Here is a 25,947-nt window from a genome sequence, read left to right on the forward strand (position 1 = left end):
GATCTGATGGGGCAGGATGCTCCGCCGCGCGGACGGGTGTCAACCCACCGTTATCCGTTCGTGGCCCGCGGCGGCGTGCATGCCGACGAACGGCGTAGTACAGGTGGACACGCGGTTCGCGTCAGGTTGGGAACAAACAGTGAACAAGGAGACCGCGATGGCGGATGACAGGCCGGAAAAGATCCTCGCGGCACTCGGCGGCGCGGACAATCTCACCGAGGTCGAGGGCTGCATCACACGGCTGCGGTGCGAGGTCGAGGACATGGGCCTCGTCGACGAGGCGGCACTGAAGAAGGCCGGCGCCATGGGCGTCGTCAAGATGGGGAGCACCGCGCTGCAGGTGATCGTCGGGCCGGAGGCGGACACGATCGCCAGCGACATCGAGGACCTGCTGTGAGCCTGGAGATCCTCAGCCCGGTCGCCGGGCGCGTGGTGCCGATCACCGAGGTCCCGGACCCGGTGTTCGCGGAGGCCATGGTGGGGCCGGGCATCGCCGTGCAGCCCTCGGGCGGCCGGGCGGACGCGGTCGCGCCGGTCGACGGCACGATCAAGACGCTGCACCCGCACGCCTTCGTCGTCCAGACCGACGACGGCCAGGCCGTGCTCGTGCACCTGGGGATCGACACGGTGAAGGAGAAGGGTGAGGGCTTCACGCTGCACGTCGTCAAGGACGAGCAGGTGCGGGCCGGCCAGCCGATCGTCAGCTGGGACCCGGAGGCGGTGACCGCGGCGGGCTACTCGGCGATCGTGCCCGTCGTCGCCCTCGACGCCGGTGCGGAGGTGCTGTCCGGTTTGGACGGCGGCCGCGACGTCACGGCGGGCGAGCGGCTGTTCGCCTGGGACGCCTGAGTCGCTTTTGTCACACAGACGAAGGGCCCTTGTGGACGATCACCGTCCACAAGGGCCCTTCGCTGTCTCCCGGCCCGTCAGCCGGTGACGACCTTCCCGTTCTCGACCTTCACCTGGACCGAGGGCAGCGGCTTGTTCGCCGGCCCCTGCTTGACCTCGCCGGTGAGGGCGTTGAACACCGAGCCGTGGCACGGGCACACCAGGTCGGCGCCCTTCGGCGCGACGGTGCAGCCCTGGTGCGTGCAGATCGCGCTGAACGCGGCGACGGCCGAGTCGGAGGTGCGGGACACGATCACGTCGGAGCCGTCCGGCGCCTTGGCCGCCTTGGCCTGGCCGACCGGGACCTCGTCGAGCGCCACGAGCGGGGTGCCCGCGGCGATGGGGGCCTGGGCGGTGCCCGATTTCGAGTCGTCCGAGGATCCGCAGGCGGCGAGAGCCACGGTGCCCACGGCGACGCCGGCGACGGTGGCACCGGTGGTGAGGACGGTGCGGCGGGAGTGCAGTTCGGCAGTCATGCCCATTAAACGAGATCGACATCGGATCGGTTCAATTCCCACTGGGCCGGGTGAACCGGAAGGGTCCCTGCTCCGTGTATGTACCTGAGTGGGTGTGGAGCGGAGGAACGATCATGGTGGGTTGGGTTCTGCGGATCGTCGTGGCGGCGGCGCTGCTGGGTTCGGCGGGTGTGCACTACTTGTTGTGGACGGACGACTACCCGGGCATCGTCGGCCCGTTGTTCCTGCTGGACGCGATCGGCGGCCTGGTGCTCGCGATCGCCGTCCTGGCCTGGCGGCACTGGCTGCCGGCGCTGGGCGCGGTCGGGTTCGGGGTGCTGACGCTCGGTGCGTACGTGCTGGCCGCGACGGTCGGCTTCGCCGGCAACCACGACCAGTTCAACAGCCAGCCGGAGTACTGGGGCGTGATCACCGAGGCGGTCTGCATCGTCGGCGGCCTCGCGCTGATGTTCGTGAAGGACCGGCGGCGCGTCGCGGTCTGACCCGGTGGGAGAAGTCGCGGAAGACGCGCTGATGCGCGCGCTGCACGAGGAGCACGCGGCCGCGCTGTGGTCGTACGCGCTCCACCTGACCTCCGGCGACCGGATCCGCGCCGAGGACGTCGTCCAGGAGACGCTGCTGCGGGCCTGGCGGTCGACGACGGTGCTGGACCAGTCGCAGGGGTCGGCGCGGGCGTGGCTGTTCACGGTCGCGCGGCGGATCGCGATCGACGGCTGGCGCTCGGCGTCGGCACGCTCCGAGGTGATGACCGACCAGCCGCCGGAGCGGGCCGTCGCGGACGGCACGGACCGCGCGGTGCAGGGCTGGCTGGTCGCCGAAGCGCTCGCGGAGCTGTCGGAACGGCACCGCGAGGTGCTGGTGCTGTGTTACTTCCAGGGCTATTCCGTAGCGGACGCCGCGGTGGCGCTGGGAGTGGCCGAAGGGACGGTCAAGTCGCGCACGCACTACGCGCTGCGCGCGCTCCGCCTGGTGCTGGAGGAGAGGGGGGTGACCCAGTGAGCGAGGACCCGTTCGCGACGTTCGACGCCGCGTACGTGCTGGGGGCGCTGTCCCCCGAGGACCGGGCGCGCTTCGAGCAGCACCTGCGCGGCTGCGAGCGCTGCGCGGCCGCGGTGCGCGAGCTGGCCGGCCTGCCGGGCCTGCTGGCCCAGAGCGGCCCACCGCAGGTCAGCGCGGTCGTGGACGCCGGTCCGCCACCGCCGGACCTGCTGTCGTCGGTGCTGAAGCGGGTGCGACGAGGACGCCGTATCCGCACCATGGTGACGTCCGTGTCGGCCGCGGTGGCGGTGGCGGCGTGCATCGCGCTCGGCGTGGTGGCGTCGTTGCCAGCGCCCGGTGCCGTTCCCGCCGGCCCGCAACCGCTCGCGTTGACGGCCCTGGGCGAGTTCCCGGTCCGCGCCGACGCGCGCCTCGGCAACCACGAGTGGGGCACCGAAGTCGACATGTCGTGCAGCTACACGGGCGGCCGCAGCGGCGGCGAGTACGTCCTGGTGGCGATCGGCCGTGACGGCAAGGAGACGGAGCTGGCGACCTGGAAGGCCCTGCCGGACAACACGGCCCGGATCGTGGTGGGCACGGCGCTGAAGACCCCGCAGATGGCCGCGCTGGAGGTCCGCGGCGGCAGCGGGCGGGCGTTGCTGCGGCTGAGTTTGTGAGCTGTGGCCCGTCCGGGACGCAGGGGGTCCCGGACGGGCCGCTTTCCCTTTGTGCCGGTTGCCTGGCTGTCACCCACAGGAGTGAAACCGGCGCTGAAGCGTCGCGAACGGACCGTTCGTGACGCTCGGCATTTGCCCTGGTCAGACCAGTCGCAGCAGGCTGTTGAGGTGATCTTCCTCCTCCTCCTCCTCCTCGTCGCGGCAGCGACCGTGCCCGCGGCGGCCTGGGCGCTGCGACGCGCGTCCGCGCCGATCCCGTCGGCTCTCGCGGCGGGCTTGACCGCCCTCGGCGCCACAGCCGTCACCGTCCGCTGGCTGACCGGCGGCTGGCCGGGCTGGTGGCTGCCGGTACCCGCGCTGCTGACGGTCGTCGCAGTACCCCTGGCCCTTGCGGACCTCCGCCACCTCCGCCTCCCCGACGTCCTGACCCTGCCGGCGTACCCGCTTTTCGGAGCCGCAATCGGCGCGGCAGCCCTGGGCGGCGGCGGCCCGTCCCTGGCCCTCCGGGCGCTGGCGGCCGCCCTCCTCTTCGGCGGCGCCCACGCGGCGGTCCACCACTTCGCCCCGGCCAGCCTCGGCGCGGGAGACGTGAAGCTGTCGGGCAGCCTGGGCGCGATCCTGGGCGCGGCAGGCTGGCCGGCCCTGCTCTTGGCGACGTGCTCGGCCGCGCTGCTCACCCTCGCCATGGCGGCAGTCCGCCGGAGGGAACGCGTTCCCCACGGACCGGCCCTCTTGGCCGCGGCATGGCTGTGCGCGCTGTTCCCACTGGCGTTGTGAGGTTCCGCAGCCACCCCTCGCGGCGGCGGCTTCCCAATGGAGGTGACTCACGCCCTGCTCGGCCCACGATGGCAACCCTTTCGGCGCAGCCGCTCGCTGTGGCCTGGCTGGGCGGAGCTGGCCGCTTCGCACCTGCTTCGGTGGTCTCTGGCGAAGGTGCTCACCGCAGCCTGTCGGATCTCGCTCAACCGACCCCCAGCAGCCCCTCAGCCGCACCCACCATCCGCCGTCCGGCGGTCTGCGTTCCTCCCCATCCCAGCCCTATCCCAGGCGGGCGGGGCACTTCCCCGGGCCCCTCGGCGCCCGTGACAGGATTGACGACATGTTGCGCTGGATCACCGCAGGTGAATCGCACGGACCCGCGCTGGCCGCCGTGCTCGAAGGGATGCCCGCCGGGGTGGAGGTCACCACTGCCGACGTCACCGGGCAGCTGGCCCGCCGCCGGCTCGGGTTCGGGCGCAGCCCGCGGATGGGGTTCGAGACCGACCACATCGCCTTCCTCGGCGGCGTCCGCCACGGGCTCACCCAGGGCGGCCCGGTCGCCGTGCAGATCGAAAACGCCGAATGGCCCAAGTGGGAACAGGTCATGGCGGCCGACCCGGTCGACCCGGAGATCCTCGAGGGCCTCGCCCGCAACGAACCGCTCACCCGGCCGCGGCCGGGCCACGCCGACCTGCCCGGCATGCAGAAGTACGGCTTCGACGAGGCCCGCCCGGTCCTGGAGCGGGCCAGCGCGCGGGAGACCGCTTCGCGGACCGCGCTGGGCACCGTCGCGCGGAACTACCTGCGGCAGCTGCTCGGCGTCGAAATCCTCAGCCACGTCGTCTCGATCGGCGGCGCGGACGCCCCCGAGGGGGACCTGCCCAAGCCGGAGGACCTGCCCGCCATCGACGAGAGCCCGGTGCGCGCCTTCAGCAAGGAAGGCACCGACGCGATGGTCGCCGAGGTCGACGCCGTGCGGAAGGCGGGTGACACCGTCGGCGGCGTGATCGAGGTCATCGCCTACGGCCTGCCGCCGGGCCTCGGCTCGCACGTCCACTGGGACCGCCGCCTCGACGCGCGGCTGGCCGGCGCGCTGATGGGCGTCCAGGCGATGAAGGGCGTCGAGGTCGGCGACGGCTTCACCACCGCCCGCCGCTGGGGCAGCCAGGCGCACGACGAGATCGACCGCGGCTCCGGCCCGGTCGGCGTCACCCGCCGGTCCAACCGCGCGGGCGGGCTGGAGGGCGGCATCACCAACGGTGAGCCGCTGCGGGTGCGCGTCGCGATGAAGCCGATCTCGACCGTCCCCAAAGCACTGTCCACAGTGGACGTCCGGACGGGTGAGCCCGCGGTCGCCATCCACCAGCGCTCCGACGTCTGCGCGGTGCCGCGTGCCGGGGTCGTGCTGGAGTCGGTGGTGGCGCTGATCCTCGCCGACGCCGCGCTGGAGAAGTTCGGCGGCGACTCGCTGGTCGAGAGCAAGCGCAACGCCGAGGCGTACCTGAAGGCCCTCGAGGAGCGCTGGTGAGTCCTCGCGCGGTCATCGTCGGCCCTCCGGGCTCGGGCAAGAGCACCGTCGGGCCGCTGCTGGCGGAGGCGCTCGGCCTGGTCTTTCGGGACAGCGACGCCGACATCGTCGCCCGCACCGGGCGCAGCATCTCCGACATCTTCGCCGACGACGGCGAGCCCGCTTTCCGTGCGCTGGAAGAGGAAGCGGTCGCCACCGCGCTGGCGGAGCACGACGGCGTGCTCTCGCTCGGCGGCGGCGCGCCGCTCACCCCCGGCACCCGCGCCCGGCTGGCCGCGCACACCGTCGTGTTCCTCAACGTCGGCCTCGCCGCCGGGGTGCAGCGCACCGGGCTGTCGAGCGCGCGGCCGCTGCTGGCCGGGGTGAACCCCCGCGCCACGTTCAAGAAACTGCTCGACGAACGCGTGCCGGTCTACCGCGAGGTGGCCACCGTCGAGGTCGTCACCGACGACCGGGCGCCCGCCGAGATCGTCGCCGACCTCGTCAAGGGGCTCGTCGTCCCCGCCGAAGCCAAGGAGTGAGTCACCCGTGCCCGAACCGGTGCGCATCACCGTCGCCACCGCCCGCCCCTACGACGTCGTCATCGGGCGTGGCCTGCTCGGCGAGCTCACCGCGCAGCTGGCCGACGCCTCCAAGATCGCGCTGATCCACCCGCCCACGCTGACCACCACCGCCGAGGCCATCCGCGAGGAGCTGGCCGCGGCGGGCCTCGACGCCCACCGCGTCGAGATCCCGGACGCCGAGGACGGCAAGGCGCTCACCGTCGCCGGCTTCTGCTGGGAGGTGCTCGGACGGATGGGGCTGGACCGGCGCGGGGTCGTCGTCGGCCTCGGCGGCGGCGCGGTCACCGACCTCGCCGGGTTCGTCGCGGGCACCTGGATGCGGGGGGTCCGGCTGGTCAACGTGCCGACCACGCTGCTGGGCATGGTCGACGCCGCGGTCGGCGGCAAGACCGGCATCAACACCGAGGCCGGCAAGAACCTCGTCGGGGTGTTCCACGAGCCGAGCGCGGTCTTCGTCGACCTGACGACACTGGAGACGCTGCCGCCCAACGAGCTGGTCGCCGGCATGGCCGAGGTCGTCAAGACCGGCTTCATCGCCGACCCGCGGATCCTCGAGCTGATCGAGGCCGACCCCGCCGCCGCGCTCGACGCGACCGGTGACGTGCTGGCCGAGCTGGTCCAGCGGTCGATCAAGGTCAAGGCCGACGTCGTGGCCGCCGACCTGCGCGAGTCCGACCTGCGCGAGATCCTCAACTACGGCCACACCCTCGGCCACGCCATCGAGCGCCGCGAGCGGTACCGGTGGCGCCACGGCGCCGCGGTGAGCGTCGGCCTGGTGTTCGCCGCCGAGCTGGCGCGCCTGGCCGGGCGGCTCGACGACGCCACGGCCGAGCGGCACGCCTCCGTGCTGAAGCTGCTCGGGCTGCCGACGACCTACGACGCCGACGCGCTGTCCCAGCTGCTGGAAACCATGAAGGGCGACAAGAAGACCCGCTCGGGAGTGCTGCGGTTCGTCGTCCTCGACGGCCTCGGCAAGCCCGGCCGGCTCGAGGGCCCGGACCCGTCGCTGCTCGCGGCCGCGTACTCGGCGATCGCCGCCGACGCCCCGAAGAACGGCGGGAGTGTGCTGCTGTGAAGGCGTTCGTGTTCAACGGCCCCAACCTCGGCCGGCTCGGCAAGCGCGAGCCGTCGGTCTACGGCTCGACCACCCACGACGACCTCGCCGCGCTGTGCGTGAAAGCCGGCGAGGAGCTGGGCATCGAGGTCGAGGTCCGGCAGACCGACCACGAGGGCGAGCTGGTCGGCTGGCTGCACGAAGCCGCCGACGGCGGCAACCCGGTGGTGCTCAACGCCGGCGCCTGGACGCACTATTCGATCGCGGTCCGCGACGCGGCGGCGCAGCTGTCAGCGCCGCTGATCGAGCTGCACATCTCGAACGTGCACAAGCGCGAGGAGTTCCGGCACCACAGCGTGCTGTCGGACATCGCGACCGCGGTGATCGCGGGCCTCGGCGTCGACGGCTACCCGCTGGCCCTGCGCTGGCTCGCCGCGCACCCGGCATGAGCCTGCCGACGCTGACCACGGCGCGGCTGAAGCTGCGGCAGCTGGTCGAGGCCGATCGCGAGAGCGTCGTGAAGGTGTTCTCGGACCCGGAGATGAGCCGCTTCTTCGCCGCGGACTTCTCCGATCCTGCGGCCGCCAGCGGGATGGTGGACCGGCGGCTGGCCTACCGCGGCCCGGCCGGGCAGGGCCACTGGGTGATCGAGCGCGACGGCGAGGTGATCGGCGTCGCGCACCTGCGCCCGTCGTCCGAGCTGCCGGGCGGGGTGCCCGAGCTGGGCTACTACGTCGGTGCCGCGCACGCCGGGCAGGGCCTCGCGTCCGAGGCCGCCCGCGCGGTGCTGGACCACGGGCTCGACGGGCTCGGCCTGCCCGCGGTCTGGGCGCTGGTGCACGAGAACAACGCGGCGAGCCGGAAAGTGGCCGGACGCCTGGGTTTCCTCGACGTCGGCAGCGGCATCCACTACGGCGACCTGCACCGCGTGCTGGTCGCCCTGCCGGCCACGCACGGGCGGCCGCACCACATCGAGCTGTGGGTGCCCGACCTGGCCGAGGCCGAGCGCAGCTGGGGCTGGCTGCTCGGTGAACTGGGCTGGCGCGAGTTCCAGCGCTGGCCGGACGGCGTCAGCTGGCGGCTAGGCGCCACCTACCTGGTCGTCGAGGCCTCTCCGGCGATGAGCGCGGCCGGCCACGAGCGCACCCGGCCGGGGCTGAACCACCTGGCCCTGCACGTGGACACCCGCGCCCACGTCGACGACCTGGCCACCCGCGCCGCCGACCACGGCTGGCAGCCGCTGTTCGCGGACATGTACCCCCACGCGGGCGGCGACGCCCACTACGCGGCCTACCTCGAGAACGACGCCGGTTTCGAGGTCGAGCTGGTGGCCCTCGAAGGACCGGCGCCGGCCGGCCCCACCACCGGGTCGTGACCGGGCGCTAGCTGCGACGGGCCGGTCGTGCGGCCCAGGAGCGCTGATCACCTGGTCCAGACGTCCAAGATCGAGTGACCGCCGACAGGGAGCTGCGTCACCTGATCGAGTCTCATCTCGCTACACTCCGGTGTCGTGAGCCCGTTTCGTCGTGGGGGTCGGCGACCCGCTCGTGCCCTCCTCGCCGGCGTGCTGGCCGGGCTTCTGCTCGCGGGCTGTACCGAGGGTTACGCCCAGCCGCAAGCCGCGGGCGACAAGCCCGCCATCGCGGGGGGCAAGACCACCGCGCCGCCCCGGCCCAGCGATGTCAAGCTCGCTTCGAGTGACCCCCGGCAGAGTGGCGGTGTGATCGCCGCGGGCGGGGCGGACGCCGTCTACAACTACGGCCCGACCGTGATGCTCGACCACGGGCTCACCCGGATGTGGTGGTGCAGCCAGTACGGCGGCGCCGGGCCGGCCGGGGACGACGTCCTCTACGCCCAGGCGCAGTCCATCGACGGCCCGTTCGCCGCGCCCGGCGGCGGGATCCCGGCGGCGGTCTTCTCCGGCGCGCCCGGGAACTTCGACGGCATGCACACCTGCGACCCGTCGGTGCTGCGCGTCGGCTCGACCTACTACCTGTACTACACCGGTGCCGCCGGCGATCACGCGCTCGGCAACGCGATCGGGCTCGCGACCAGCGGCGACGGCGTGCACTGGACCCGCGCGGCGGGCGGGAAGCCGATCCTCGGGCCGTCGCACGACCTCCACCGCGCCAACGTCTACGGCGCCGGCCAGCCCTCGGCGGTCTACCTCGACGGCTGGTTCTACCTGATGTTCACCGACACCACCGGCCGCGCCGCCGGCGAGAACGGCGCCGGGCAGTTCGTGCTCCGCTCGCCGGACCCCGCCTTCGCGTCCGGGGTGCAGGCCCTCGACGTCGGCGGGTTCGTCCCGGTCGCCTCGACGGCCGCGCCGCGCCAGCGGTCGGTCGTCGACGGCTTCAGCGCGGACCTGATGTGGGCCGGCGCGCTCGACGCGTGGGTCATCGCGCACGAGACCGACGGCGGGACCACGCTCACGTTCTGGACGCCCGACTTCGCCGAGCACCCGTTCCAGCCGGTCGTGGTGCCCGGGCCGTGGAAGGAAGGGCCGGGCCTGGTGCGCCGCGCCGACGGCCACGCGCCGCTCTCGACGGCCGACCCGTGCGACCGGGTGCCGTTCGACGTCGTGCGCGCCACCGCGATCGGCGGGGCGGCCGCCCCGACCGGCCTGCGCCACTACGGCCTCGACCTGCGCGGCAGCCAGGCCTGCGGGTCCGCCGCCCGGGTCGCCGCGACCTTCGACGGCGTCACCATGCCGTCGCCGGAACGCACGATGGACCTGGTCCGGGCCGGGAAGCGGGTGCGGGTCGATCGGCGCGCGGTGGCCGTGGCCCTGGCCGGCGAAACGCTGGAGAAGGCCCCGTCCGCGGTGGCGTCACTGCCGGTGGTCGCGCGGCTGAGGTTGGGCGCCGAAGCGGTGCTGGCCCCGGGCCGCGGGTTCGGGCTGGTGCTCGACGACCGCCGCCTGTGGCGGGTGCCGGACGACGGCGTCGTGGCGCTCAACGGCTCGTCCCCGCACGCGCTGACGACCGCGCAGTGGGACGGCTACGCGCGGGGTTCCTCGCTCGGCGGCTGAGCCCGGCCGCCGACGCGCCCGCCGACGAACAGCCCCAGCCCGGCGGGGATCAGCACCAGCAGCGCGGAGAACGCGGCACCGCCGGTGAGCGCGCCGCCCAGCTCGGAGACCCCGGTCTGGTCGACGAACAAGGCGCGCCCGATGACGTAGAGGACCCCGGCGACCGGCCCGGCGACCAGCGCCGAGATGAACCAGACCTTCCCGCGGTCGGGCAGCCCGCGCCAGGCGTCCAGCGCGCTCCACAGCGCGGCGGCGCCGACGAGCACGGCGAGCGTGAGCGACACGACCAGCGTCTGGTCGGTGGGGTGGTAGACGGCGTACTTGGCGAGGAGGGTGATGGCCGCGCCGTGCAGCACCGCCATCCCGAGTCCGCGCAACACCCAGGCACTCATCCTGCGGAGTCTAGGCTGCCTACTGGCGAGTCGCTTCGTCAGCGTGCGGATCCGACGAACGTCTCGCCGCCGCGCCACTAGGGTGGGGAAGTGCCTGAAACCCATGGACGCCGCCGCGCGGCGCTGCGGGACTCGCTCACCGACGCGGGCCTCGACGCGCTGCTGGTCACCGACCTGCTGAACATCCGCTACCTGACCGGGTTCACCGGTTCGAACGCCGCCGTGCTGGTGCACGCGGGCGGGGACGGGCAGACCCTGTTCTGCACCGACGGCCGCTACACCACCCAGTCCGCCGCCGAGGTGCCCGACCTCGAGACGGTCGTCGACCGGGCGAGCGCCGCCGCGCTCGTCAAGCGGGTCGCGAAGGACTGGAAGGTCGGTTTCGAGAGCCAGCACGTGAGCGTCGAGGAGTACGAAGACCTCCGCAAGCACGTCGAGCTGACGAGGACCCCCGGGCTGATCGAGAAGCTGCGGCTGGTCAAGGACGAGGCCGAGATCGAGGCGCTGCGGCAGGCGTGCGCCGCGGCCGACCGCGCGCTGGACGACCTGGTCGCCGCCGGCGGCCTGCGGCCCGGGCGGACCGAGCTGGAGGTGGCCCGCGACCTGGAGCACCGGATGCTGGAGCACGGCTCGGCCGAGCCCAGCTTCGCCTCGATCGTGGCCGCCGGCGCGCACTCGGCCATCCCGCACCACCGGCCCACGCACGCCGAGCTGAAGCGCGGCGACTTCGTCAAGCTGGACTTCGGCGCCACCGTCGACGGCTACCACTCGGACATGACGCGCACGTTCGTGCTCGGCGAGCCGGCGGACTGGCAGCGGGAGGTGTACGACCTCGTGCACGCCGCGCAGGCGGCCGGGGTCGACGCCGTCGCGCCGGGCGTGGAAGTGTCCGATGTGGACGCCGCGGCCCGCTCGGTGATCGCCGCGGCCGGGCGGGGCGAGGAGTTCGCGCACGGCCTCGGCCACGGCGTCGGCCTGCAGATCCACGAGGCGCCCAGCCTCGCCGCCACGGGCGTCGGTACACTGTCCGCCGGTATGGCGGTCACCGTCGAGCCCGGCGTCTACCTCGCGGGGCGCGGTGGCGTGCGCATCGAGGACACGCTCGTCGTGCGGGCTGGGGAGCCCGAACTCCTCACCCTGAGCACCAAGAACCTCGTGGTCGTCTGACGGCGGCCGCGAACCCGAAGATCGACACAGGAGACTGCAAGCTCGTGGCCACGACCAACGACCTGAAGAACGGGCTCGTCCTCAACCTCGAGGGCCAGCTGTGGACCGTCACCGCGTTCCAGCACGTGAAGCCGGGCAAGGGCGGTGCCTTCGTGCGCACGACGCTCAAGCACGTGCTCACCGGCAAGGTGGTCGACAAGACGTTCAACGCGGGCACGAAGGTCGAGACGGCCACGGTGGACCGCCGGAACATGACCTACCTGTACAAGGACGGCCAGGACTTCGTGTTCATGGACGGCGACACCTACGACCAGATCACGGTGCTGGCCGCGGTGGTCGGCGACAACGCCAACTACATGCTGGAGAACACCGAGGTCCAGGTCGCGGTGCACGAGAACGAGGCGCTCTACGTCGAGCTCCCGACCTCGGTCGAGATCCTCATCCAGCACACCGACCCGGGCCTGCAGGGCGACCGCTCCACCGGCGGCACCAAGCCGGCGACGCTGGAGACCGGCGCGGAGATCCAGGTCCCGCTCTTCCTGTCCACCGGCGAGAAGATCAAGGTCGACACCCGTGACGGCCGTTACCTGGGCCGCGTCTCCAGCTGATGCCGACTTCGAAGCCCCACCCGAACCGCGGCGGCGCGATCAGCCGCCGGCAGGCGCGCCGCCGGGCCGTGGAGATGCTCTACGAGGCCGCGCAGCGCGACACCGATCCGGTGACGCTGCTGGCCGACCGCGTCGGCGCGACCGAGGTCGACCCGATCGGGGACTACACGATCAGCCTGGTCGAGGGGGTCACCACCCGCCGGCCGCGGATCGACGAGCTGCTGGCCGAGCACGCGCAGGGCTGGACCCTGGAGCGGATGCCGAAGGTCGACCTCGCGGTGCTGCGGGTCGGGGTCTACGAGCTGCTCTGGGCCGAGGACGTGCCGGACCCGGTCGCGATCGACGAGGCCGTGGGCCTGGCGAAGGAACTGTCCACGGACGACTCGCCGCGGTTCGTCAACGGCGTGCTGGGCCGGATCGGCACGATCGCCGACCGCCTCCGCGCTGTGCTCTGAGTCTGCTGCGAGCCCCCCGACGAGTCAGTGAGCGTCTCCGGTGCCCCACCGGGGAACGCTCACTGCGTCGGCGCAACACAACACGAGCGGATCAGTCTTCCTTGGACGGACGTGCCTCCGGCGGGAGGACACCCCAGTCGATGAGCTGCTCGGTCAGCTCGCCCGGCGTCATGTCGTAGATGATCGCCAGGGACCGCAGGTCCTCGGTCCGGATCGAGAGCACCTTGCCGTTGTAGTCGCCGCGCTGGCTCTGGATGGTCGCGGCGTAGCGGGCCAGCGGGCCCACCTTCTCCGCCGGCAGCTGCTGCAGGCGCTCCAGGTTGATCACGATCTTGGTGGCGGGCTCGGCACCGGAGGGGACTCGGCCCTCGGGCAGCAGCTCGACCACCGGCACGCCGTAGAAGTCGGCCAGCTCGGCCAGCTTCTGCACGGTGACGGCACGGTCGCCACGCTCGTACGAGCCGACGACGACGGCCTTCCAGCGCCCACCGGACTTCTGCTCGACCCCGTGCAGGGACAGGCCCTGCTGCTGGCGGATCCCGCGGAGCTTGGCCCCGAGCGCCTTGGCGTAATCGCCCATCTGGTCGTTCTCCGTTCTCCACCCCCTTCCCGGTCGGGGTGACCGGCTCCAGGGGACTCTTCGAGTCGAATACTCAGAGTAATGGTTACGCATTGTTGTCACCAGGTCAAGCGCGAGCTTGCCGCGAATCACGCCACACCACCCGTAAGGCTGAGCAAAGTGCCTGCTACTGTCGGTGCGAAAGCCCCGACCAGCAGGGGAACAGACGTCCTTTAAGGACCCGTCCGGTGAGGCGGGGAAGGAGTCCGCAGTGTCGTCACGTCCTCGTGACGCGGCTGGTTCGGCTGGGGAGCGCGAGCTCCTGACAGCCGGCGACGTCGCGCGCACGATCGCCCGAATGGCCCATCAGGTCATCGAAAAGACCGCGAACGGTGCGGAGAGCACTACCCCGCCCGTGTTGCTGGGGATCCCCACCCGCGGCACCCCCCTCGCGACCCGCCTCGCCGGCAAGATCGGCGAGTTCTCCGGAGTCCGCCCGCCGGCCGGCGCCCTCGACGTCACCCTCTACCGGGACGACCTGCGCCGCCGCCCGCCCCGCGCGCTCGAGCAGACGCAGCTGCCGCCCGGCGGGATCGACGACCGGGTGGTCATCCTGGTCGACGACGTGCTCTTCTCCGGCCGGACGATCCGGGCCGCGCTCGATGCCCTCCGTGATCATGGCCGCCCCCGCGCGGTGCAACTGGCGGTGCTCGTCGACCGAGGTCACCGTGAGCTGCCGATCCGCGCGGACTACGTCGGCAAGAACGTGCCGACCGCCCGCACCGAGGGGGTGTCGGTCCTGCTGTCGGAGATCGACGGCCGCGACTCGGTGCTGCTCCGGGCCTCGAAAGCCACCGAAGACGTTCCTGGAGAAGATTCGTGAAGCACCTGCTCGCCACCGACGGGCTGGACCCGGCGCTGGCCACGGCCGTGCTGGACACCGCCGACGAGCTGAAGCACACCCTGCTCGGCCGCGAGGTCAAGAAGCTGCCGACGCTGCGCGGCCGCACGGTGATCACCCTGTTCTACGAGAACTCGACGCGCACCCGGGTGTCGTTCGAGATCGCCGGGAAGTGGATGAGCGCCGACGTGATCAACGTCTCGGCGTCCAGCTCCTCGGTCAACAAGGGCGAATCCCTGCGGGACACCGCGCTGACGCTGGCCGCCGCGGGCGCCGACTGCGTGATCGTCCGGCACCCCGCCAGCGGCGCCGCCCAGCGGCTCGCGGGCTGGCTCGCCGAGCCCGGCACGTCGGTGGTCAACGCCGGCGACGGCACGCACGAGCACCCGACCCAGGCGCTGCTCGACGCGGCGACGCTGCGGGAGCGGCTCGGGTCCTTGAAGGACCGTCGCATCGCGATCGTCGGCGACGTGCTGCACAGCCGGGTCGCCCGCTCGAACCTGCACCTGCTCTCGGCCCTGGGCGCGGAGGTGGTGCTCGTCGCGCCGCCGACGTTGCTGCCTTACGGCGTGGAAAGCCTGCCGGTGACCGTTTCACACGACCTCGACGCCGAACTGCCCGCGGTCGACGCGGTGATGATGCTGCGCGTCCAGGCCGAGCGCATGCACGGCGGGTTCTTCCCGAGCGCCCGCGAGTACTCGATCGCGTACGGCCTTTCGGAACGGCGCCAGAAGCTGCTGCCGGACCACGCGGTCGTGCTGCACCCCGGCCCGATGCTGCGCGGGATGGAGATCGCGAGCGCGGTCGCCGACTCCCCGGCCTCGGCCATCACCGAACAGGTCCGCAACGGCGTGCACGTCCGCATGGCGGTCCTCTACCACCTCTTGGCCAGTGAAGGAGCCGCCGCGTGAGCACCCTCATCAAGGGCGCCCGCCCCTACGGCGAGGGTGATCCCGTCGACGTCCTGGTGGAGGACGGCGTGATCACCGCCATCGGCGCCGTGGACGTCCCCGAGGACGCCGAAATCATCGAAGCGGCGGGCCAGGTGCTGCTGCCCGGCTTCGTCGACCTGCACACCCACCTGCGCGAGCCCGGCCGCGAAGACACCGAGACGATCGACTCCGGCTCGGCCGCCGCGGCGCTCGGCGGGTACACCGCGGTGTTCGCCATGGCCAACACCGACCCGGTCGCCGACAACGCCGTGATCGTCGAGCACGTGTGGCGGCGCGGGCAGGAGGTCGGCCTGGTCGACGTCCACCCGGTCGGCGCGGTCACCGTCGGGCTCAAGGGCGAGCGGCTCGCCGAGCTGGGCACGATGGCCGCGTCGCAGGCGCGGGTCAAGGTGTTCTCCGACGACGGCCTCTGCGTCGCCGACCCGCTGCTGATGCGCCGCGCGCTGGAGTACTCGACCGCGCTGGACGCCGTCATCGCGCAGCACGCCGAGGAGCCGCGGCTGACCGTCGGCGCCCAGGCCCACGAGGGCGAGCAGGCCGCGCGGCTGGGCTACACCGGCTGGCCGGCGGCCGCCGAGGAGTCCATCGTGGCGCGTGACTGCCTGCTCGCGCTGCACGCGAAGGCGCGGCTGCACGTCTGCCACGTGTCCACTTCGGGCACCGCGGACGTGCTGCGCTGGGCGAAGGACCGCGGCACGAAGGTGTCGGCCGAGGTCACGCCGCACCACCTGCTGCTGACGGACGAGCGCCTGGCGACCTACGACCCGGTCAACAAGGTGAACCCGCCGCTGCGGACCGGATCGGACGCGGAGAACCTGCGCGCGGCCCTGGCGGAGGGCGTCATCGACTGCGTCGCCACCGACCACGCCCCGCACGCGGTGCAGGACAAGGACACGGAGTGGGCGGCCGCGCGGCCGGGCATGCTCGGGCTGCAGACGGCACTGTCCATCGTGGCCGAGACCATGGTCCGCACCGGGTTGCTCGACTGGCGCGGCGTCGCCCGCGTCATGAGCGAGCGGCCCGCCGAGATCGGGAACCTGCCCGACCACGGGCGGCCGATCGCGGTCGGTGAGCCGGCGAACCTGGCCCTGGTCGACCCGGACGCCGAGTGGACGGTCCGGGGTGCGGAGCTGGCGAGCATCGCCGCCAACACCCCGTACGAGGGAATGCGGCTGCCCGGCGTGGTGACCGCGACGCTGCTGCGCGGGCGGGTCACCGCCCGGGACGGGAAGATCTGCTGATGGAACGCCTGTGGCTGGTGCTGGCGATCGTCGCCTTCTTCCTGCTGTGCCTGTGGGGCATGTACCTCGGCTGGCGCCGCAAGGCGCGCTCGCAGAGCGTGCAGGTGCCGCCGTTCGAGCAAATCCCCAGTGACCCGGGTGCGATCCTGCTGGAGTCCACCGGCGTCTACGTCGCCACGACGATCGCGGGGGAGTGGCAGAACCGGGTCGTCACGCGCGGCGCGGGGCTGCGCTCCGGCGCGGTCTGGCGGCTACACGAAGGCGGCGTCGCGGTCGAACGCGGCGGCGCCCCCGACTTCTGGATCCCGCGTGAGGCGATCACCGGGGTCCGGCGCGACTCGAAGATCGCCGGGAAGGTGATGGGCACCGACGCCCTGCTGGTCATCACCTGGCGGGCCGGCGAAACCGGGCTCGACACCGGCTTCCGCGGCGACGAACTCGATGACTATCCACAGTGGATCGAAGAGCTGAAGATCAAGGGAGGTGCCCAGTGAACGCGCGCGCTCAGGCCGCACTGGTACTCGAAGACGGCCGGGTGTTCCGCGGCGCGGCCTACGGCGCGCGCGGGCGGAGCCTCGGCGAGGCGGTGTTCTGCACCGGCATGACCGGCTACCAGGAGACGCTGACCGACCCGTCCTACCACGGGCAGATCGTGGTGCAGACCGCACCGCAGATCGGCAACACCGGCTGGAACGACGAGGACGACGAGTCGTCGAAGATCTGGGTCAACGGCTACGTGGTGCGCGACCCCGCGCGCACGCCGTCCAACTGGCGCTCGAAGCGCTCGCTGGACGACGAGCTGGCGAACCAGGGCGTCGTCGGCATCGCCGAGGTCGACACCCGCTCGCTGACCCGGCACCTGCGCGAGCTCGGCGCGATGCGCGCCGGGGTCTTCTCCGGTGACGCGCTGGGCACGGTCGACGAGATGGTCGCCGAGGTCCTCGCCAGCCCGAAGATGGAGGGTGCCGACCTGGCCGGCCAGGTCTCGACGCCGAAGCCGTACGTCGTCTCGCCGTCCGGCGAGGTGCGCTTCCGGGTGGCCGCGCTGGACCTGGGCATCAAGTCCAACACCCCGCGCCAGCTGGTCGCCCGCGGCATCGAGGTGCACGTGCTGCCCTCGACGTCGACCTTGGACGACCTGCTGGCGATCGAGCCGGACGGCGTGTTCCTCTCCAACGGCCCGGGCGACCCGGCCACCACGGTGCACGCGACCGAGCTGACCAAGCAGGTCCTCGGCCGCGAGATCCCGCTGTTCGGCATCTGCTTCGGCAACCAGGTCCTGGGCCGCGCGCTCGGGCTGGGGACGTACAAGATGCGCTACGGCCACCGCGGCATCAACATCCCGGTGATCGACGTGGTGACCAAGCGGGTCGCGATCACCGCGCAGAACCACGGCTTCGCCCTCGAAGGCGAGCCGGGGCAGCGCTTCGAGTCGCCCTTCGGCGCGGCTCAGGTCAGCCACTACTGCGCCAACGACGGCGCGGTCGAGGGCCTGCGGGCCTTCGACGTCCCGGCGTTCTCGGTGCAGTACCACCCCGAAGCCGCGGCCGGCCCGCACGACGCGGCCCCCCTGTTCGACGATTTCGTTACGCTCATGGAGAAGAAGGCCTGATGCCGAAGAGGACGGACATCCAGCACGTGCTGGTGATCGGCTCCGGGCCGATCGTGATCGGGCAGGCCGCGGAGTTCGACTACTCCGGTACCCAGGCCTGCCGGGTGCTGCGCAGCGAAGGCCTGCGCGTGTCCCTGGTGAACTCGAACCCGGCGACCATCATGACCGACCCCGAGTTCGCCGACGCCACCTACATCGAGCCGGTGACGCCGGACTTCGTCGAGAAGGTCATCGCGGCGGAGCGGCCGGACGCGATCCTCGCCACCCTCGGCGGGCAGACGGCGCTCAACTGCGCGGTCGCCCTGCACGAGCGCGGCGTGCTCGCCAAGTACGGCGTCGAGCTGATCGGTGCCGACATCGACGCCATCCAGCGCGGCGAGGACCGGCAGAAGTTCAAGAACATCGTCGCCGAGGTCGGCGCCGAGACCCCGCGCAGCCGCGTGTGCCACACGATGGACGAGGTCCGGGACACCGTCGCGGACCTGGGCCTGCCGGTCGTCATCCGGCCGTCGTTCACCATGGGCGGGCTCGGCTCCGGCATGGCGCACACGCCCGAGGAGCTGGAGCGCCTCGCCTCCACCGGCCTCGACGAGTCGCCGGTCACCGAGGTGCTCATCGAGGAGAGCGTGCTCGGCTGGAAGGAGTACGAGCTCGAGCTGATGCGCGACAAGAGCGACAACGTCGTGGTCGTCTGCTCGATCGAAAACGTCGACGCGATGGGCGTGCACACCGGCGACTCGGTCACCGTCGCGCCGACGATGACGCTCACCGACCGCGAGTACCAGGTGATGCGCGACGTCGGCATCGACGTGCTGCGCGCGGTCGGCGTCGACACCGGCGGCTGCAACATCCAGTTCGCGATCAACCCGGCCGACGGCCGGATGGTCGTCATCGAGATGAACCCGCGCGTCTCCCGGAGCTCCGCGCTGGCGTCGAAGGCGACCGGCTTCCCGATCGCCAAGATCGCCGCGAAGCTCGCCATCGGGTACACCCTCGACGAGATCACCAACGACATCACCGGGGTGACCCCGGCGGCGTTCGAGCCGACGCTGGACTACGTCGTCGTCAAGATGCCGCGGTTCGCCTTCGAGAAGTTCCCGGGCGCGGACCCGACGCTGACCACGACGATGAAGAGCGTCGGCGAGGCGATGTCCTTCGGGCGCAGCTTCCCCGAGGCGCTCGGCAAGGTGATGCGGTCGATCGAGACCAAGGCCACCGGGTTCTGGACGCTGCCCGACCCCGAGGGCGTCACGCTGGAGTCCACTTTGGACTCGCTGCGCACGCCGAAGGAGGGCCGGCTCTACGACGTGGAACGCGCGCTGCGGCTGGGCGCAACCGTGCAGCAGGTGCACGAAGCCTCCGGCATCGACCCGTGGTTCATCGACCAGATCGCCCTGATCGGCGAGGTCGGTGCCGAGGTCCGCGACGCCCCGGTGCTGGACGGCGACCTGCTGCGCCGCGCCAAGCGCACCGGCCTGTCCGACCGCCAGGTCGCCGCGCTGCGCCCGGAACTGGCCGGCGAGGACGGCGTCCGCGCGCTGCGCCACCGCCTCGGCGTGCGGCCGGTGTTCAAGACGGTCGACACGTGCGCGGCCGAGTTCGCCGCCACCACGCCGTACCACTACTCGGCCTACGAGTCGGACCCCGAAGCGCAGTCCGAAGTGGCCGCGCAGACGGAAAAGCCGAAGGTGCTCATCCTCGGCTCGGGCCCGAACCGGATCGGCCAGGGCATCGAGTTCGACTACTCCTGCGTGCACGCGGCGATCGCGTTGCGGGAGGCCGGGTTCGAGGCCGTCATGGTCAACTGCAACCCGGAAACCGTGTCCACCGACTACGACACGTCCGACCGGCTGTACTTCGAGCCGCTGTCCTTCGAGGACGTCCTCGAGGTGGTGCACGCCGAGCAGGCGTCCGGCACGGTCGCCGGCGTCATCGTCCAGCTCGGCGGCCAGACCCCGCTGGGACTGGCGAAGAAGCTCGCCGACGCCGGCGTGCCGGTGGTCGGGACCCCGCCGGAGGCCATCAACCTGGCCGAGGACCGCGGCGCGTTCGGCGAGGTGCTCACCGAGGCCGGGCTGCCCGCGCCGCGCTACGGCACGGCGACGTCGTTCGAGGGCGCCAAGCGGATCGCCGACGAGATCGGCTACCCGGTGCTGGTCCGGCCGTCCTACGTGCTCGGCGGGCGCGGCATGGAGATCGTCTACGACGAGGAGACCCTGGCCGGCTACATCAGCCGCGCCACCGAGATCAACCCCGAGCACCCGGTGCTGGTCGACCGGTTCCTCGACGACGCCATCGAGATCGACGTCGACGCGCTGTACGACGGCGAGGAGCTCTACCTCGGCGGCGTCATGGAGCACATCGAGGAGGCCGGGATCCACTCCGGCGACTCCTCGTGCGCGCTGCCGCCGATCACGCTCGGGCACACCGACCTCGAGGCCGTCCGGCGCTCCACCGAGGCGATCGCGCGCGGGGTCGGCGTCCGCGGGCTGCTGAACGTCCAGTACGCGCTCAAGGACGACGTCCTGTACGTCCTGGAGGCCAACCCGCGGGCGTCGCGCACGGTGCCGTTCGTGTCGAAGGCCACGGCGGTGCCGCTGGCCAAGGCCGCGGCGCTGATCATGACCGGCTCGACGATCAAGGACCTGCGCGGCAGCGGGGTGCTGCCGGCCGAGGGCGACGGGGGGCGGATGCCGGCCGACTCGCCGATCGCGGTGAAGGAGGCCGTGCTGCCCTTCCACCGCTTCCGCACGCCCGAAGGCCACGGCGTCGACTCGCTGCTCGGCCCGGAGATGAAGTCCACCGGCGAGGTGATGGGCGTCGACGTCTCCTTCGGCAAGGCGTTCGCCAAGTCGCAGAGCGGCGCGTACGGCTCGCTGCCGACGTCCGGGCGGGTGTTCGTCTCGGTCGCCAACCGCGACAAGCGCTCGCTGGTGTTCCCGGTGAAGCGCCTGGCGGACCTCGGGTTCGAGATCCTCGCCACCTCCGGCACCGCGGAAGTGCTGCGGCGCAACGGGGTCGCGTGCACCGTGGTGCGCAAGCACTACGAGGGCTCCAGCGAAGCCGAGCCGAACATCGTCGACCTGATCCTCGCGGGCGGGGTCGAGATGGTCATCAACACCCCTTACGGCAACAGCGGCCCGCGGATCGACGGCTACGAGATCCGCACCGCCGCGGTGTCGCGCGACATCCCGTGCGTGACGACCGTGCAGGGCGCCGCGGCGGCCGTGCACGGGATCGAGGCGCTGATCCGGGGCGACATCGGCGTCAAGTCCCTGCAGGAGCTGCAGGCGGCGCTGAAGGCGCAGTCGTGAGCTCGCCCGAGCGGTTCGGGGCGCGGCTGGCGAAGGCCGTCGCGGCCCGGGGCCCGCTGTGCGCCGGGATCGACCCGCACCCGGGCCTCATCGAGGCGTGGGGGCTCCCGGTGGACGCGTCGGGCCTGGAACGGTTCGCGCTGTCGGCCACCGAGGTGCTGGCGGCGCACACGGCGATCGTGAAGCCGCAGTCGGCGTTCTTCGAAAGTTTCGGTGCCGCGGGTGTCCGGGTGCTGGAACGGGTGGTGGAAACGGCGCGCGAAGCCGGCGCGCTGGTGCTGCTGGACGTCAAGCGCGGTGACATCGGGTCCACGATGGCGGCCTACACGGCCGCGTACGTGGCCGACGGGGCGGCGATCGCGGCGGACGCGATCACCGTTTCGCCGTACCTCGGGTTCGGCTCTTTGGCCCAGTGCGCGGCTACGGCGACCGCCGCGGGGCGCGGCGTCTTCGTGCTTGCGCGAACTTCGAACCCGGAAGCGGCGGCCGTGCAGAACGCGCTGCTGCCCGGCGGACGCACCGTGGCGCAGGGAATCGTGGATTCCGCGGCGGCACTCAACGCTCAAGCGGGGCCGCTCGGCGATATCGGTGTCGTCGTCGGCGCGACCGTCGCTCCGGGCGAACTGGACCTCTCACAGCTGAACGGACCCGTGCTGGCGCCCGGTTTCGGGGCCCAGGGCGCCACTGTGGGCGATTTGCGGGCCCTTTTCGGTATAGGACTACCTGGTGTGTTGCCCGCATCGTCCCGTGACCTCCTGCGTCACGGACCGGAGCAAGCCGCTTTGCGCCAAGCGGTCGAACGTGTCGCCGAACTGCTGGCCGACCCGCAGGAAAACGGCCAATAGCAGGCCCTGGAATCCAGTCCCACCAGCCACCCCCGCATTGTGGCCGGTGCTCACGGGTGGGTACCGTCGCGTCACCCACCCAGATTTGAGAACTACCGGAGGAAAACGTGGCACTTCCCCAGCTGACAGAGGAACAGCGCGCTGCGGCGCTGGAGAAGGCCGCCGCTGCTCGCAAGATCCGTGCTGAGCTGAAGGAGCGGCTGAAGCGGGGCGGTACCACTCTGGTCGACGTGCTGAAGCAGGCCGAGGAGAACGAAGTCCTCGGCAAGATGAAGGTTTCGGCTCTGCTCGAGGCCCTTCCGGGCGTCGGCAAGGTCCGCGCTCAGCAGACCATGGAACGACTGGAGATCGCCCCCAGCCGTCGTCTCCGCGGCCTCGGCGACCGGCAGCGCAAGGCGCTGCTGGCCGAGTTCAGCGGCGAGTGAACGGCGTCGGTCGTGACTACCCGGTGAGCCGGGACGCCGACCGCGGCAGTGAGCCGGTGGCGGGGGACATCCCCCGGCACCGGCTCACGGTCGTATCGGGGCCGTCCGGGGTCGGGAAGTCGAGTGTGGTGGGCGAACTGCGGAAGCTGGAGCCCGACATCTACTTCAGCGTCTCGGTCACCACGCGCCAGCCGCGCCCCGGTGAGATCGACGGGGCGCACTACCACTTCGTCGATCGCGTCGAATTCGACGCGATGGTCGACGACGGCAGGCTGCTGGAATGGGCCGAGTTCGCGGGCAACTGCTACGGCACGCCGCGCGAGCCCGTCGAGAAGGCCCTCGCCGAGGGCCGCCCGGCGATCCTGGAGATCGAGCTCCAGGGCGCCCGGCAGGTCCGCAAGGCGATGCCGGAGGCCCGGCTGGTGATGCTGATGCCGCCGTCGTGGGACGAGCTGGTCGGCAGGCTCACCGGGCGCGGCACCGAAAACGAGGCCGCGGTGCAGGCCCGCCTGGCGGAAGCGGAGCGTGAGCTGGCCGCCGCCGGCGAGTTCGACGAGCGGCTCGTCAACGCCGACGTGCGTGAGGCCGCTGAGCACTTGCTAAACTTGATTACCGGCGAGCAGTTTGCCGCCGGTAGTCCCATAGATTCGGAGCACCACGAGTGACGACTCAGGCGACCCTGCACGAAGAGCTCGAGGGCATCACCAACCCGCCGATCGACGACCTCCTGGAGAAGGTCAGCTCGAAGTACGCGCTGGTGATCTACTCGGCCAAGCGTGCCCGCCAGATCAACGACTACTACGCCCAGCTGGGCGAGGGCCTGCTCGAGTACGTCGGCCCGCTCGTCGAGCCGGGCCCGCGCGAGAAGCCGCTCTCGATCGCGCTGCGCGAGATCCACGGTGGCCTGCTCGAGCACACCGAGGGTGAGTAAGCCCCGCGTCGTCCTGGGCGTGGGCGGCGGCATCGCCGCCTACAAGGCCTGTGAGGTCCTGCGGGGGCTGACCGAGTCCGGTCACGACGTCCGCGTGGTACCCACCGAAGCCGCGCTGAACTTCGTCGGCGCGGCCACCTTCGAAGCCCTCTCCGGCCACCCGGTGCACACCGGTGTGTTCACCGAGGTGCCGGAGGTCCAGCACGTCCGCGTCGGCAAGGAGGCCGACCTCGTCGTGGTCGTCCCGGCCACCGCGAACCTCCTCGCGAAGGCCGCCCACGGCATCGCGGACGACCTGCTGACGAACACCCTGCTCACCGCCCGGTGCCCGATCGCCTTCTTCCCGGCGATGCACACGGAGATGTGGGAGCACCCGGCGACCCGCGACAACGTCGCGCTGCTGCGCTCCCGCGGCCTGATCGTCGCCGAGCCCGATTCGGGCCGCTTGACCGGTGTCGACACCGGCAAGGGCCGGCTGGCCAACCCCGCCGAGATCGTCGACCTCGCCCGGCTGCTGCTGGCCAAGCCCGGCGCCCTGCCGCGCGACCTCGAAGGCGTCCGCGTGGTCATCTCGGCCGGCGGCACCCGCGAGCCCCTCGACCCCGTCCGCTACCTGGGCAACCGCTCCTCCGGCAAGCAGGGGTACGCGCTGGCCCGCGTCGCCGCGCAGCGCGGCGCCGAGGTCACCCTGGTCGCCGCGCACACGGTCGCGCTGCCGGACCCGGCGGGCGCGACGGTCGAGCACGTCTCGACGGCCGAGGAGCTGCGGCAGGCGGTGCACGCCGCGGCCGAAGCCGCCGACGTCGTCGTGATGGCGGCCGCCGTCGCCGACTTCCGGCCGGCGAACCGGGCCGATCACAAGATCAAGAAGTCCGACGACCAGCCGGACCCGGTCATCACCCTGGACCGCAACGCCGACATCCTCGCCGAACTGGTGCGGAACCGGCGGAGCGGCCAGGTCGTCGTCGGGTTCGCCGCCGAGACCGGTGACGAGCACGGCAGCGTCCTCGACCACGCCCGCGCGAAGCTCAAGCGCAAGGGCGCCGACCTGCTGATGGTCAACGCCGTCGGGGACGGCAAGGCGTTCGGCACCGAGGACAACTCGGGGTGGCTCCTGGGCTCGGACGGCACCGAGATCCCCATCCCCCTGGCCCGGAAATCGGAGCTCGCGTCCACATTGTGGGACGCTGTTGTGAGCTTCATGAAGCATTGACTGGGCCCCGAGCGATAGTCAGTACGCTTGCACGGGTAAGGGGTGCCTAAGTACCGGGGCATCCGACGACTAGGTGAGGAAGTGACGGCCACCGTGACCGCGTCTAGCAGCAGATTGTTCACCTCGGAGTCGGTGACCGAAGGGCACCCCGACAAGATTTGCGACGCCATCAGCGATTCGATCCTCGACGGCCTGCTGTCGAAGGACCCGCGCAGCCGCGTCGCGGTCGAAACCCTGATCACCACCGGCCAGGTGCACGTCGCCGGTGAGGTGACCACCGAGGCCTACGCCGACATCCCCACCATCGTCCGCGACGTCATCCTGCGGATCGGCTACGACTCCTCCGCGAAGGGCTTCGACGGCAACTCGTGCGGCGTCAACGTCGCGATCGGGTCGCAGTCGGCCGACATCGCCCAGGGTGTCGACACCGCCTACGAGTCCCGCGTCGAGTCCGACGAGGACGAGATCAACCGCCAGGGCGCGGGCGACCAGGGCCTGATGTTCGGCTACGCCTGCTCCGACACCCCGGAGCTGATGCCGCTGCCGATCGCGCTGGCGCACCGGCTGTCGAAGCGGCTGACCGCGGTCCGCAAGGACGGCGTGCTGCCGTACCTGCGCCCGGACGGCAAGACCCAGGTGACCATCGAGTACGCCGGCGACCAGCCGGTCCGTCTCGACACCGTGGTCGTGTCCTCGCAGCACGCCGACGGCATCGACCTGGACAAGATGCTCAGCGTCGACGTCAAGGAGCACGTCGTCGGCCCGGAGCTCGAGGGCCTGGGCATCGACACCTCCAGCGCGCGGCTGCTGGTCAACCCGACCGGCCGCTTCGTCATCGGCGGCCCGATGGGTGACGCCGGCCTGACCGGCCGCAAGATCATCGTCGACACCTACGGCGGCATGGCCCGTCACGGTGGCGGCGCGTTCTCCGGCAAGGACCCGTCGAAGGTCGACCGTTCCGCCGCGTACGCCATGCGGTGGGTCGCCAAGAACGTAGTCGCGGCCGGGCTGGCCACGCGGACCGAGGTGCAGGTCGCGTACGCGATCGGCAAGGCGGCCCCGGTCGGCCTGTTCGTCGAGACGTTCGGGACCGAGACGGTGGACCCGTCGAAGATCCAGCAGGCCATCACCGAGGTGTTCGACCTGCGCCCGGCCGCGATCATCCGCGACCTGGACCTGCTGCGCCCGATCTACGCCCCGACCGCCGCGTACGGCCACTTCGGCCGTCCGGAGCTGGGCCTCCCCTGGGAGAGCACGGCTCGCGCCGAGGCCCTGAAGGCCGCCGCGGGAGCCTGATTCACCCGTCCGTGAAGGCCATCCCGGGTTCCGGGGTGGCCTTCACGGCGTTCTGGCGTCAGGGGTGTCGGAGTCCGT

30 protein-coding genes are annotated in these 25,947 nt (G+C 71.8%); 27 read left to right on the forward strand and 3 right to left on the reverse strand.

Going from position 1 to position 25,947, the window contains the following annotated elements:
- Positions 1-79 precede the first annotated feature (79 nt).
- Complete coding sequence (locus tag VA596_RS42110) at positions 80-397, forward strand: PTS glucose/sucrose transporter subunit IIB (RefSeq protein ID WP_323335246.1); 318 nt, start codon at positions 80-82, stop codon at positions 395-397.
- Entirely contained in the window at positions 394-849 is a 456-nt protein-coding gene (locus VA596_RS42115; RefSeq protein WP_323335247.1) for a PTS sugar transporter subunit IIA, read from the forward strand. The genes VA596_RS42110 and VA596_RS42115 overlap by 4 nt, the downstream gene beginning before the upstream one ends.
- Positions 850-926: 77 nt before the next feature.
- Here the strand turns inward: VA596_RS42115 and VA596_RS42120 are convergent, their stop codons facing one another.
- Positions 927-1,364, reverse strand: a complete 438-nt coding sequence (locus VA596_RS42120) for a QcrA and Rieske domain-containing protein (protein WP_323335249.1) — start codon at positions 1,362-1,364, stop codon at positions 927-929.
- A 113-nt stretch (positions 1,365-1,477) separates the two neighbouring features.
- On the opposite strand from VA596_RS42120, the gene VA596_RS42125 reads away from it, so the two are divergent.
- The 10 genes from VA596_RS42125 to VA596_RS42170 all read left to right on the forward strand — a co-directional run bounded on the left by VA596_RS42125 (position 1,478) and on the right by VA596_RS42170 (position 9,957).
- Positions 1,478-1,846: a hypothetical protein gene (locus VA596_RS42125; RefSeq protein ID WP_323335250.1), complete on the forward strand. Its 369-nt coding sequence runs from the start codon at positions 1,478-1,480 to the stop codon at positions 1,844-1,846.
- Between the two features lie 4 nt (positions 1,847-1,850).
- The gene (locus VA596_RS42130) at positions 1,851-2,363 is read left to right on the forward strand and encodes a sigma-70 family RNA polymerase sigma factor (protein ID WP_323335252.1); all 513 of its coding nucleotides are present in this window, start codon (positions 1,851-1,853) and stop codon (positions 2,361-2,363) included.
- The gene (locus VA596_RS42135; protein WP_323335253.1) at positions 2,360-3,019 is read left to right on the forward strand and encodes an anti-sigma factor family protein; all 660 of its coding nucleotides are present in this window, start codon (positions 2,360-2,362) and stop codon (positions 3,017-3,019) included. The genes VA596_RS42130 and VA596_RS42135 overlap by 4 nt, the downstream gene beginning before the upstream one ends.
- A gap of 168 nt (positions 3,020-3,187) precedes the next feature.
- Positions 3,188-3,796, forward strand: coding sequence for a prepilin peptidase (locus tag VA596_RS42140; RefSeq protein ID WP_323335255.1), 609 nt, complete (start codon positions 3,188-3,190; stop codon positions 3,794-3,796).
- Between the two features lie 322 nt (positions 3,797-4,118).
- On the forward strand, positions 4,119-5,306 hold the full coding sequence (aroC, locus tag VA596_RS42145) for a chorismate synthase (RefSeq protein WP_323335257.1): 1,188 nt from the start codon (positions 4,119-4,121) through the stop codon (positions 5,304-5,306).
- Entirely contained in the window at positions 5,303-5,827 is a 525-nt protein-coding gene (locus VA596_RS42150; RefSeq protein WP_323335259.1) for a shikimate kinase, read from the forward strand. The genes aroC and VA596_RS42150 overlap by 4 nt, the downstream gene beginning before the upstream one ends.
- A 7-nt stretch (positions 5,828-5,834) precedes the next feature.
- Entirely contained in the window at positions 5,835-6,944 is a 1,110-nt protein-coding gene (gene aroB, locus VA596_RS42155; protein ID WP_323335261.1) for a 3-dehydroquinate synthase, read from the forward strand.
- Positions 6,941-7,372, forward strand: coding sequence for a type II 3-dehydroquinate dehydratase (aroQ, locus tag VA596_RS42160; RefSeq protein ID WP_247049129.1), 432 nt, complete (start codon positions 6,941-6,943; stop codon positions 7,370-7,372). Before aroB ends, aroQ begins: the two co-directional genes overlap by 4 nt.
- Positions 7,369-8,298, forward strand: a complete 930-nt coding sequence (locus VA596_RS42165; RefSeq protein ID WP_323335264.1) for a GNAT family N-acetyltransferase — start codon at positions 7,369-7,371, stop codon at positions 8,296-8,298. Before aroQ ends, VA596_RS42165 begins: the two co-directional genes overlap by 4 nt.
- Positions 8,299-8,487: 189 nt before the next feature.
- Positions 8,488-9,957, forward strand: a complete 1,470-nt coding sequence (locus VA596_RS42170; protein WP_323335266.1) for a beta-xylosidase — start codon at positions 8,488-8,490, stop codon at positions 9,955-9,957.
- Here VA596_RS42170 and VA596_RS42175 read toward each other — a convergent pair.
- Positions 9,927-10,319 (reverse strand): B-4DMT family transporter, encoded by a 393-nt coding sequence (locus VA596_RS42175; RefSeq protein WP_323335370.1) that lies wholly within the window; start codon positions 10,317-10,319, stop codon positions 9,927-9,929. The two genes, VA596_RS42170 and VA596_RS42175, sit on opposite strands and share 31 nt — an antisense overlap.
- Before the next feature lie 120 nt (positions 10,320-10,439).
- Here VA596_RS42175 and VA596_RS42180 point away from each other — a divergent pair, with 120 nt between their 5' ends.
- The 3 genes from VA596_RS42180 to nusB are packed head-to-tail and all read left to right on the forward strand — an operon-like array spanning position 10,440 to position 12,579.
- A complete protein-coding gene (locus tag VA596_RS42180; RefSeq protein WP_323335267.1) occupies positions 10,440-11,516 on the forward strand; it encodes a M24 family metallopeptidase in 1,077 nt (358 codons plus the stop codon).
- A 44-nt stretch (positions 11,517-11,560) separates the two neighbouring features.
- Positions 11,561-12,124: an elongation factor P gene (gene efp, locus VA596_RS42185; protein ID WP_323335269.1), complete on the forward strand. Its 564-nt coding sequence runs from the start codon at positions 11,561-11,563 to the stop codon at positions 12,122-12,124.
- Complete coding sequence (nusB, locus tag VA596_RS42190) at positions 12,124-12,579, forward strand: transcription antitermination factor NusB (RefSeq protein ID WP_323335271.1); 456 nt, start codon at positions 12,124-12,126, stop codon at positions 12,577-12,579. The genes efp and nusB overlap by 1 nt, the downstream gene beginning before the upstream one ends.
- A 91-nt stretch (positions 12,580-12,670) precedes the next feature.
- Here the strand turns inward: nusB and bldD are convergent, their stop codons facing one another.
- Positions 12,671-13,159, reverse strand: coding sequence for a transcriptional regulator BldD (gene bldD, locus VA596_RS42195; protein ID WP_003096372.1), 489 nt, complete (start codon positions 13,157-13,159; stop codon positions 12,671-12,673).
- A 250-nt stretch (positions 13,160-13,409) separates the two neighbouring features.
- On the opposite strand from bldD, the gene pyrR reads away from it, so the two are divergent.
- The 12 genes from pyrR (at position 13,410) to metK (ending at position 25,869) form a co-directional block, all read left to right on the forward strand.
- Positions 13,410-14,021, forward strand: coding sequence for a bifunctional pyr operon transcriptional regulator/uracil phosphoribosyltransferase PyrR (gene pyrR, locus VA596_RS42200; protein WP_323335275.1), 612 nt, complete (start codon positions 13,410-13,412; stop codon positions 14,019-14,021).
- Positions 14,018-14,950 (forward strand): aspartate carbamoyltransferase catalytic subunit, encoded by a 933-nt coding sequence (locus VA596_RS42205; protein WP_323335277.1) that lies wholly within the window; start codon positions 14,018-14,020, stop codon positions 14,948-14,950. Before pyrR ends, VA596_RS42205 begins: the two co-directional genes overlap by 4 nt.
- A complete protein-coding gene (locus tag VA596_RS42210; RefSeq protein WP_323335278.1) occupies positions 14,947-16,233 on the forward strand; it encodes a dihydroorotase in 1,287 nt (428 codons plus the stop codon). Before VA596_RS42205 ends, VA596_RS42210 begins: the two co-directional genes overlap by 4 nt.
- On the forward strand, positions 16,233-16,727 hold the full coding sequence (locus tag VA596_RS42215; protein WP_323335280.1) for a PH-like domain-containing protein: 495 nt from the start codon (positions 16,233-16,235) through the stop codon (positions 16,725-16,727). The genes VA596_RS42210 and VA596_RS42215 overlap by 1 nt, the downstream gene beginning before the upstream one ends.
- Positions 16,724-17,845 (forward strand): glutamine-hydrolyzing carbamoyl-phosphate synthase small subunit, encoded by a 1,122-nt coding sequence (carA, locus tag VA596_RS42220; RefSeq protein ID WP_323335282.1) that lies wholly within the window; start codon positions 16,724-16,726, stop codon positions 17,843-17,845. The genes VA596_RS42215 and carA overlap by 4 nt, the downstream gene beginning before the upstream one ends.
- Positions 17,845-21,159, forward strand: a complete 3,315-nt coding sequence (carB, locus tag VA596_RS42225) for a carbamoyl-phosphate synthase large subunit (protein ID WP_323335284.1) — start codon at positions 17,845-17,847, stop codon at positions 21,157-21,159. The genes carA and carB overlap by 1 nt, the downstream gene beginning before the upstream one ends.
- Positions 21,156-22,004, forward strand: coding sequence for an orotidine-5'-phosphate decarboxylase (gene pyrF, locus VA596_RS42230; protein ID WP_323335286.1), 849 nt, complete (start codon positions 21,156-21,158; stop codon positions 22,002-22,004). Before carB ends, pyrF begins: the two co-directional genes overlap by 4 nt.
- Before the next feature lie 107 nt (positions 22,005-22,111).
- Positions 22,112-22,429: an integration host factor, actinobacterial type gene (gene mihF, locus VA596_RS42235; RefSeq protein ID WP_013224622.1), complete on the forward strand. Its 318-nt coding sequence runs from the start codon at positions 22,112-22,114 to the stop codon at positions 22,427-22,429.
- Positions 22,426-23,094: a guanylate kinase gene (gmk, locus tag VA596_RS42240; protein WP_323335288.1), complete on the forward strand. Its 669-nt coding sequence runs from the start codon at positions 22,426-22,428 to the stop codon at positions 23,092-23,094. Before mihF ends, gmk begins: the two co-directional genes overlap by 4 nt.
- Entirely contained in the window at positions 23,091-23,360 is a 270-nt protein-coding gene (rpoZ, locus tag VA596_RS42245; protein ID WP_005152353.1) for a DNA-directed RNA polymerase subunit omega, read from the forward strand. The genes gmk and rpoZ overlap by 4 nt, the downstream gene beginning before the upstream one ends.
- A complete protein-coding gene (coaBC, locus tag VA596_RS42250) occupies positions 23,353-24,573 on the forward strand; it encodes a bifunctional phosphopantothenoylcysteine decarboxylase/phosphopantothenate--cysteine ligase CoaBC (RefSeq protein ID WP_323335291.1) in 1,221 nt (406 codons plus the stop codon). Before rpoZ ends, coaBC begins: the two co-directional genes overlap by 8 nt.
- Before the next feature lie 93 nt (positions 24,574-24,666).
- Positions 24,667-25,869: a methionine adenosyltransferase gene (gene metK, locus VA596_RS42255; RefSeq protein ID WP_323335372.1), complete on the forward strand. Its 1,203-nt coding sequence runs from the start codon at positions 24,667-24,669 to the stop codon at positions 25,867-25,869.
- Positions 25,870-25,947 lie beyond the last annotated feature (78 nt).

The sequence above is a fragment of the Amycolatopsis heterodermiae genome (assembly GCF_034929455.1).
Classification (GTDB): domain Bacteria; phylum Actinomycetota; class Actinomycetes; order Mycobacteriales; family Pseudonocardiaceae; genus Amycolatopsis; species Amycolatopsis heterodermiae.

What these genes read in the sequence shown, in the direction of transcription:
- VA596_RS42110 (WP_323335246.1), top strand. Translation starts at nt 80, where the DNA reads ATGCCGACGAACGGCGTAGTACAGGTGGACACGCGGTTCGCGTCAGGT.
- VA596_RS42120 (WP_323335249.1), bottom strand. Translation starts at nt 1,364, where the DNA reads ATGACTGCCGAACTGCACTCCCGCCGCACCGTCCTCACCACCGGTGCC.
- VA596_RS42125 (WP_323335250.1), top strand. Translation starts at nt 1,478, where the DNA reads ATGGTGGGTTGGGTTCTGCGGATCGTCGTGGCGGCGGCGCTGCTGGGT.
- aroC (WP_323335257.1), top strand. Translation starts at nt 4,119, where the DNA reads ATGTTGCGCTGGATCACCGCAGGTGAATCGCACGGACCCGCGCTGGCC.
- VA596_RS42165 (WP_323335264.1), top strand. Translation starts at nt 7,369, where the DNA reads ATGAGCCTGCCGACGCTGACCACGGCGCGGCTGAAGCTGCGGCAGCTG.
- VA596_RS42175 (WP_323335370.1), bottom strand. Translation starts at nt 10,319, where the DNA reads ATGGCGGTGCTGCACGGCGCGGCCATCACCCTCCTCGCCAAGTACGCC.
- nusB (WP_323335271.1), top strand. Translation starts at nt 12,124, where the DNA reads ATGCCGACTTCGAAGCCCCACCCGAACCGCGGCGGCGCGATCAGCCGC.
- bldD (WP_003096372.1), bottom strand. Translation starts at nt 13,159, where the DNA reads ATGGGCGATTACGCCAAGGCGCTCGGGGCCAAGCTCCGCGGGATCCGC.
- VA596_RS42215 (WP_323335280.1), top strand. Translation starts at nt 16,233, where the DNA reads ATGGAACGCCTGTGGCTGGTGCTGGCGATCGTCGCCTTCTTCCTGCTG.
- carB (WP_323335284.1), top strand. Translation starts at nt 17,845, where the DNA reads ATGCCGAAGAGGACGGACATCCAGCACGTGCTGGTGATCGGCTCCGGG.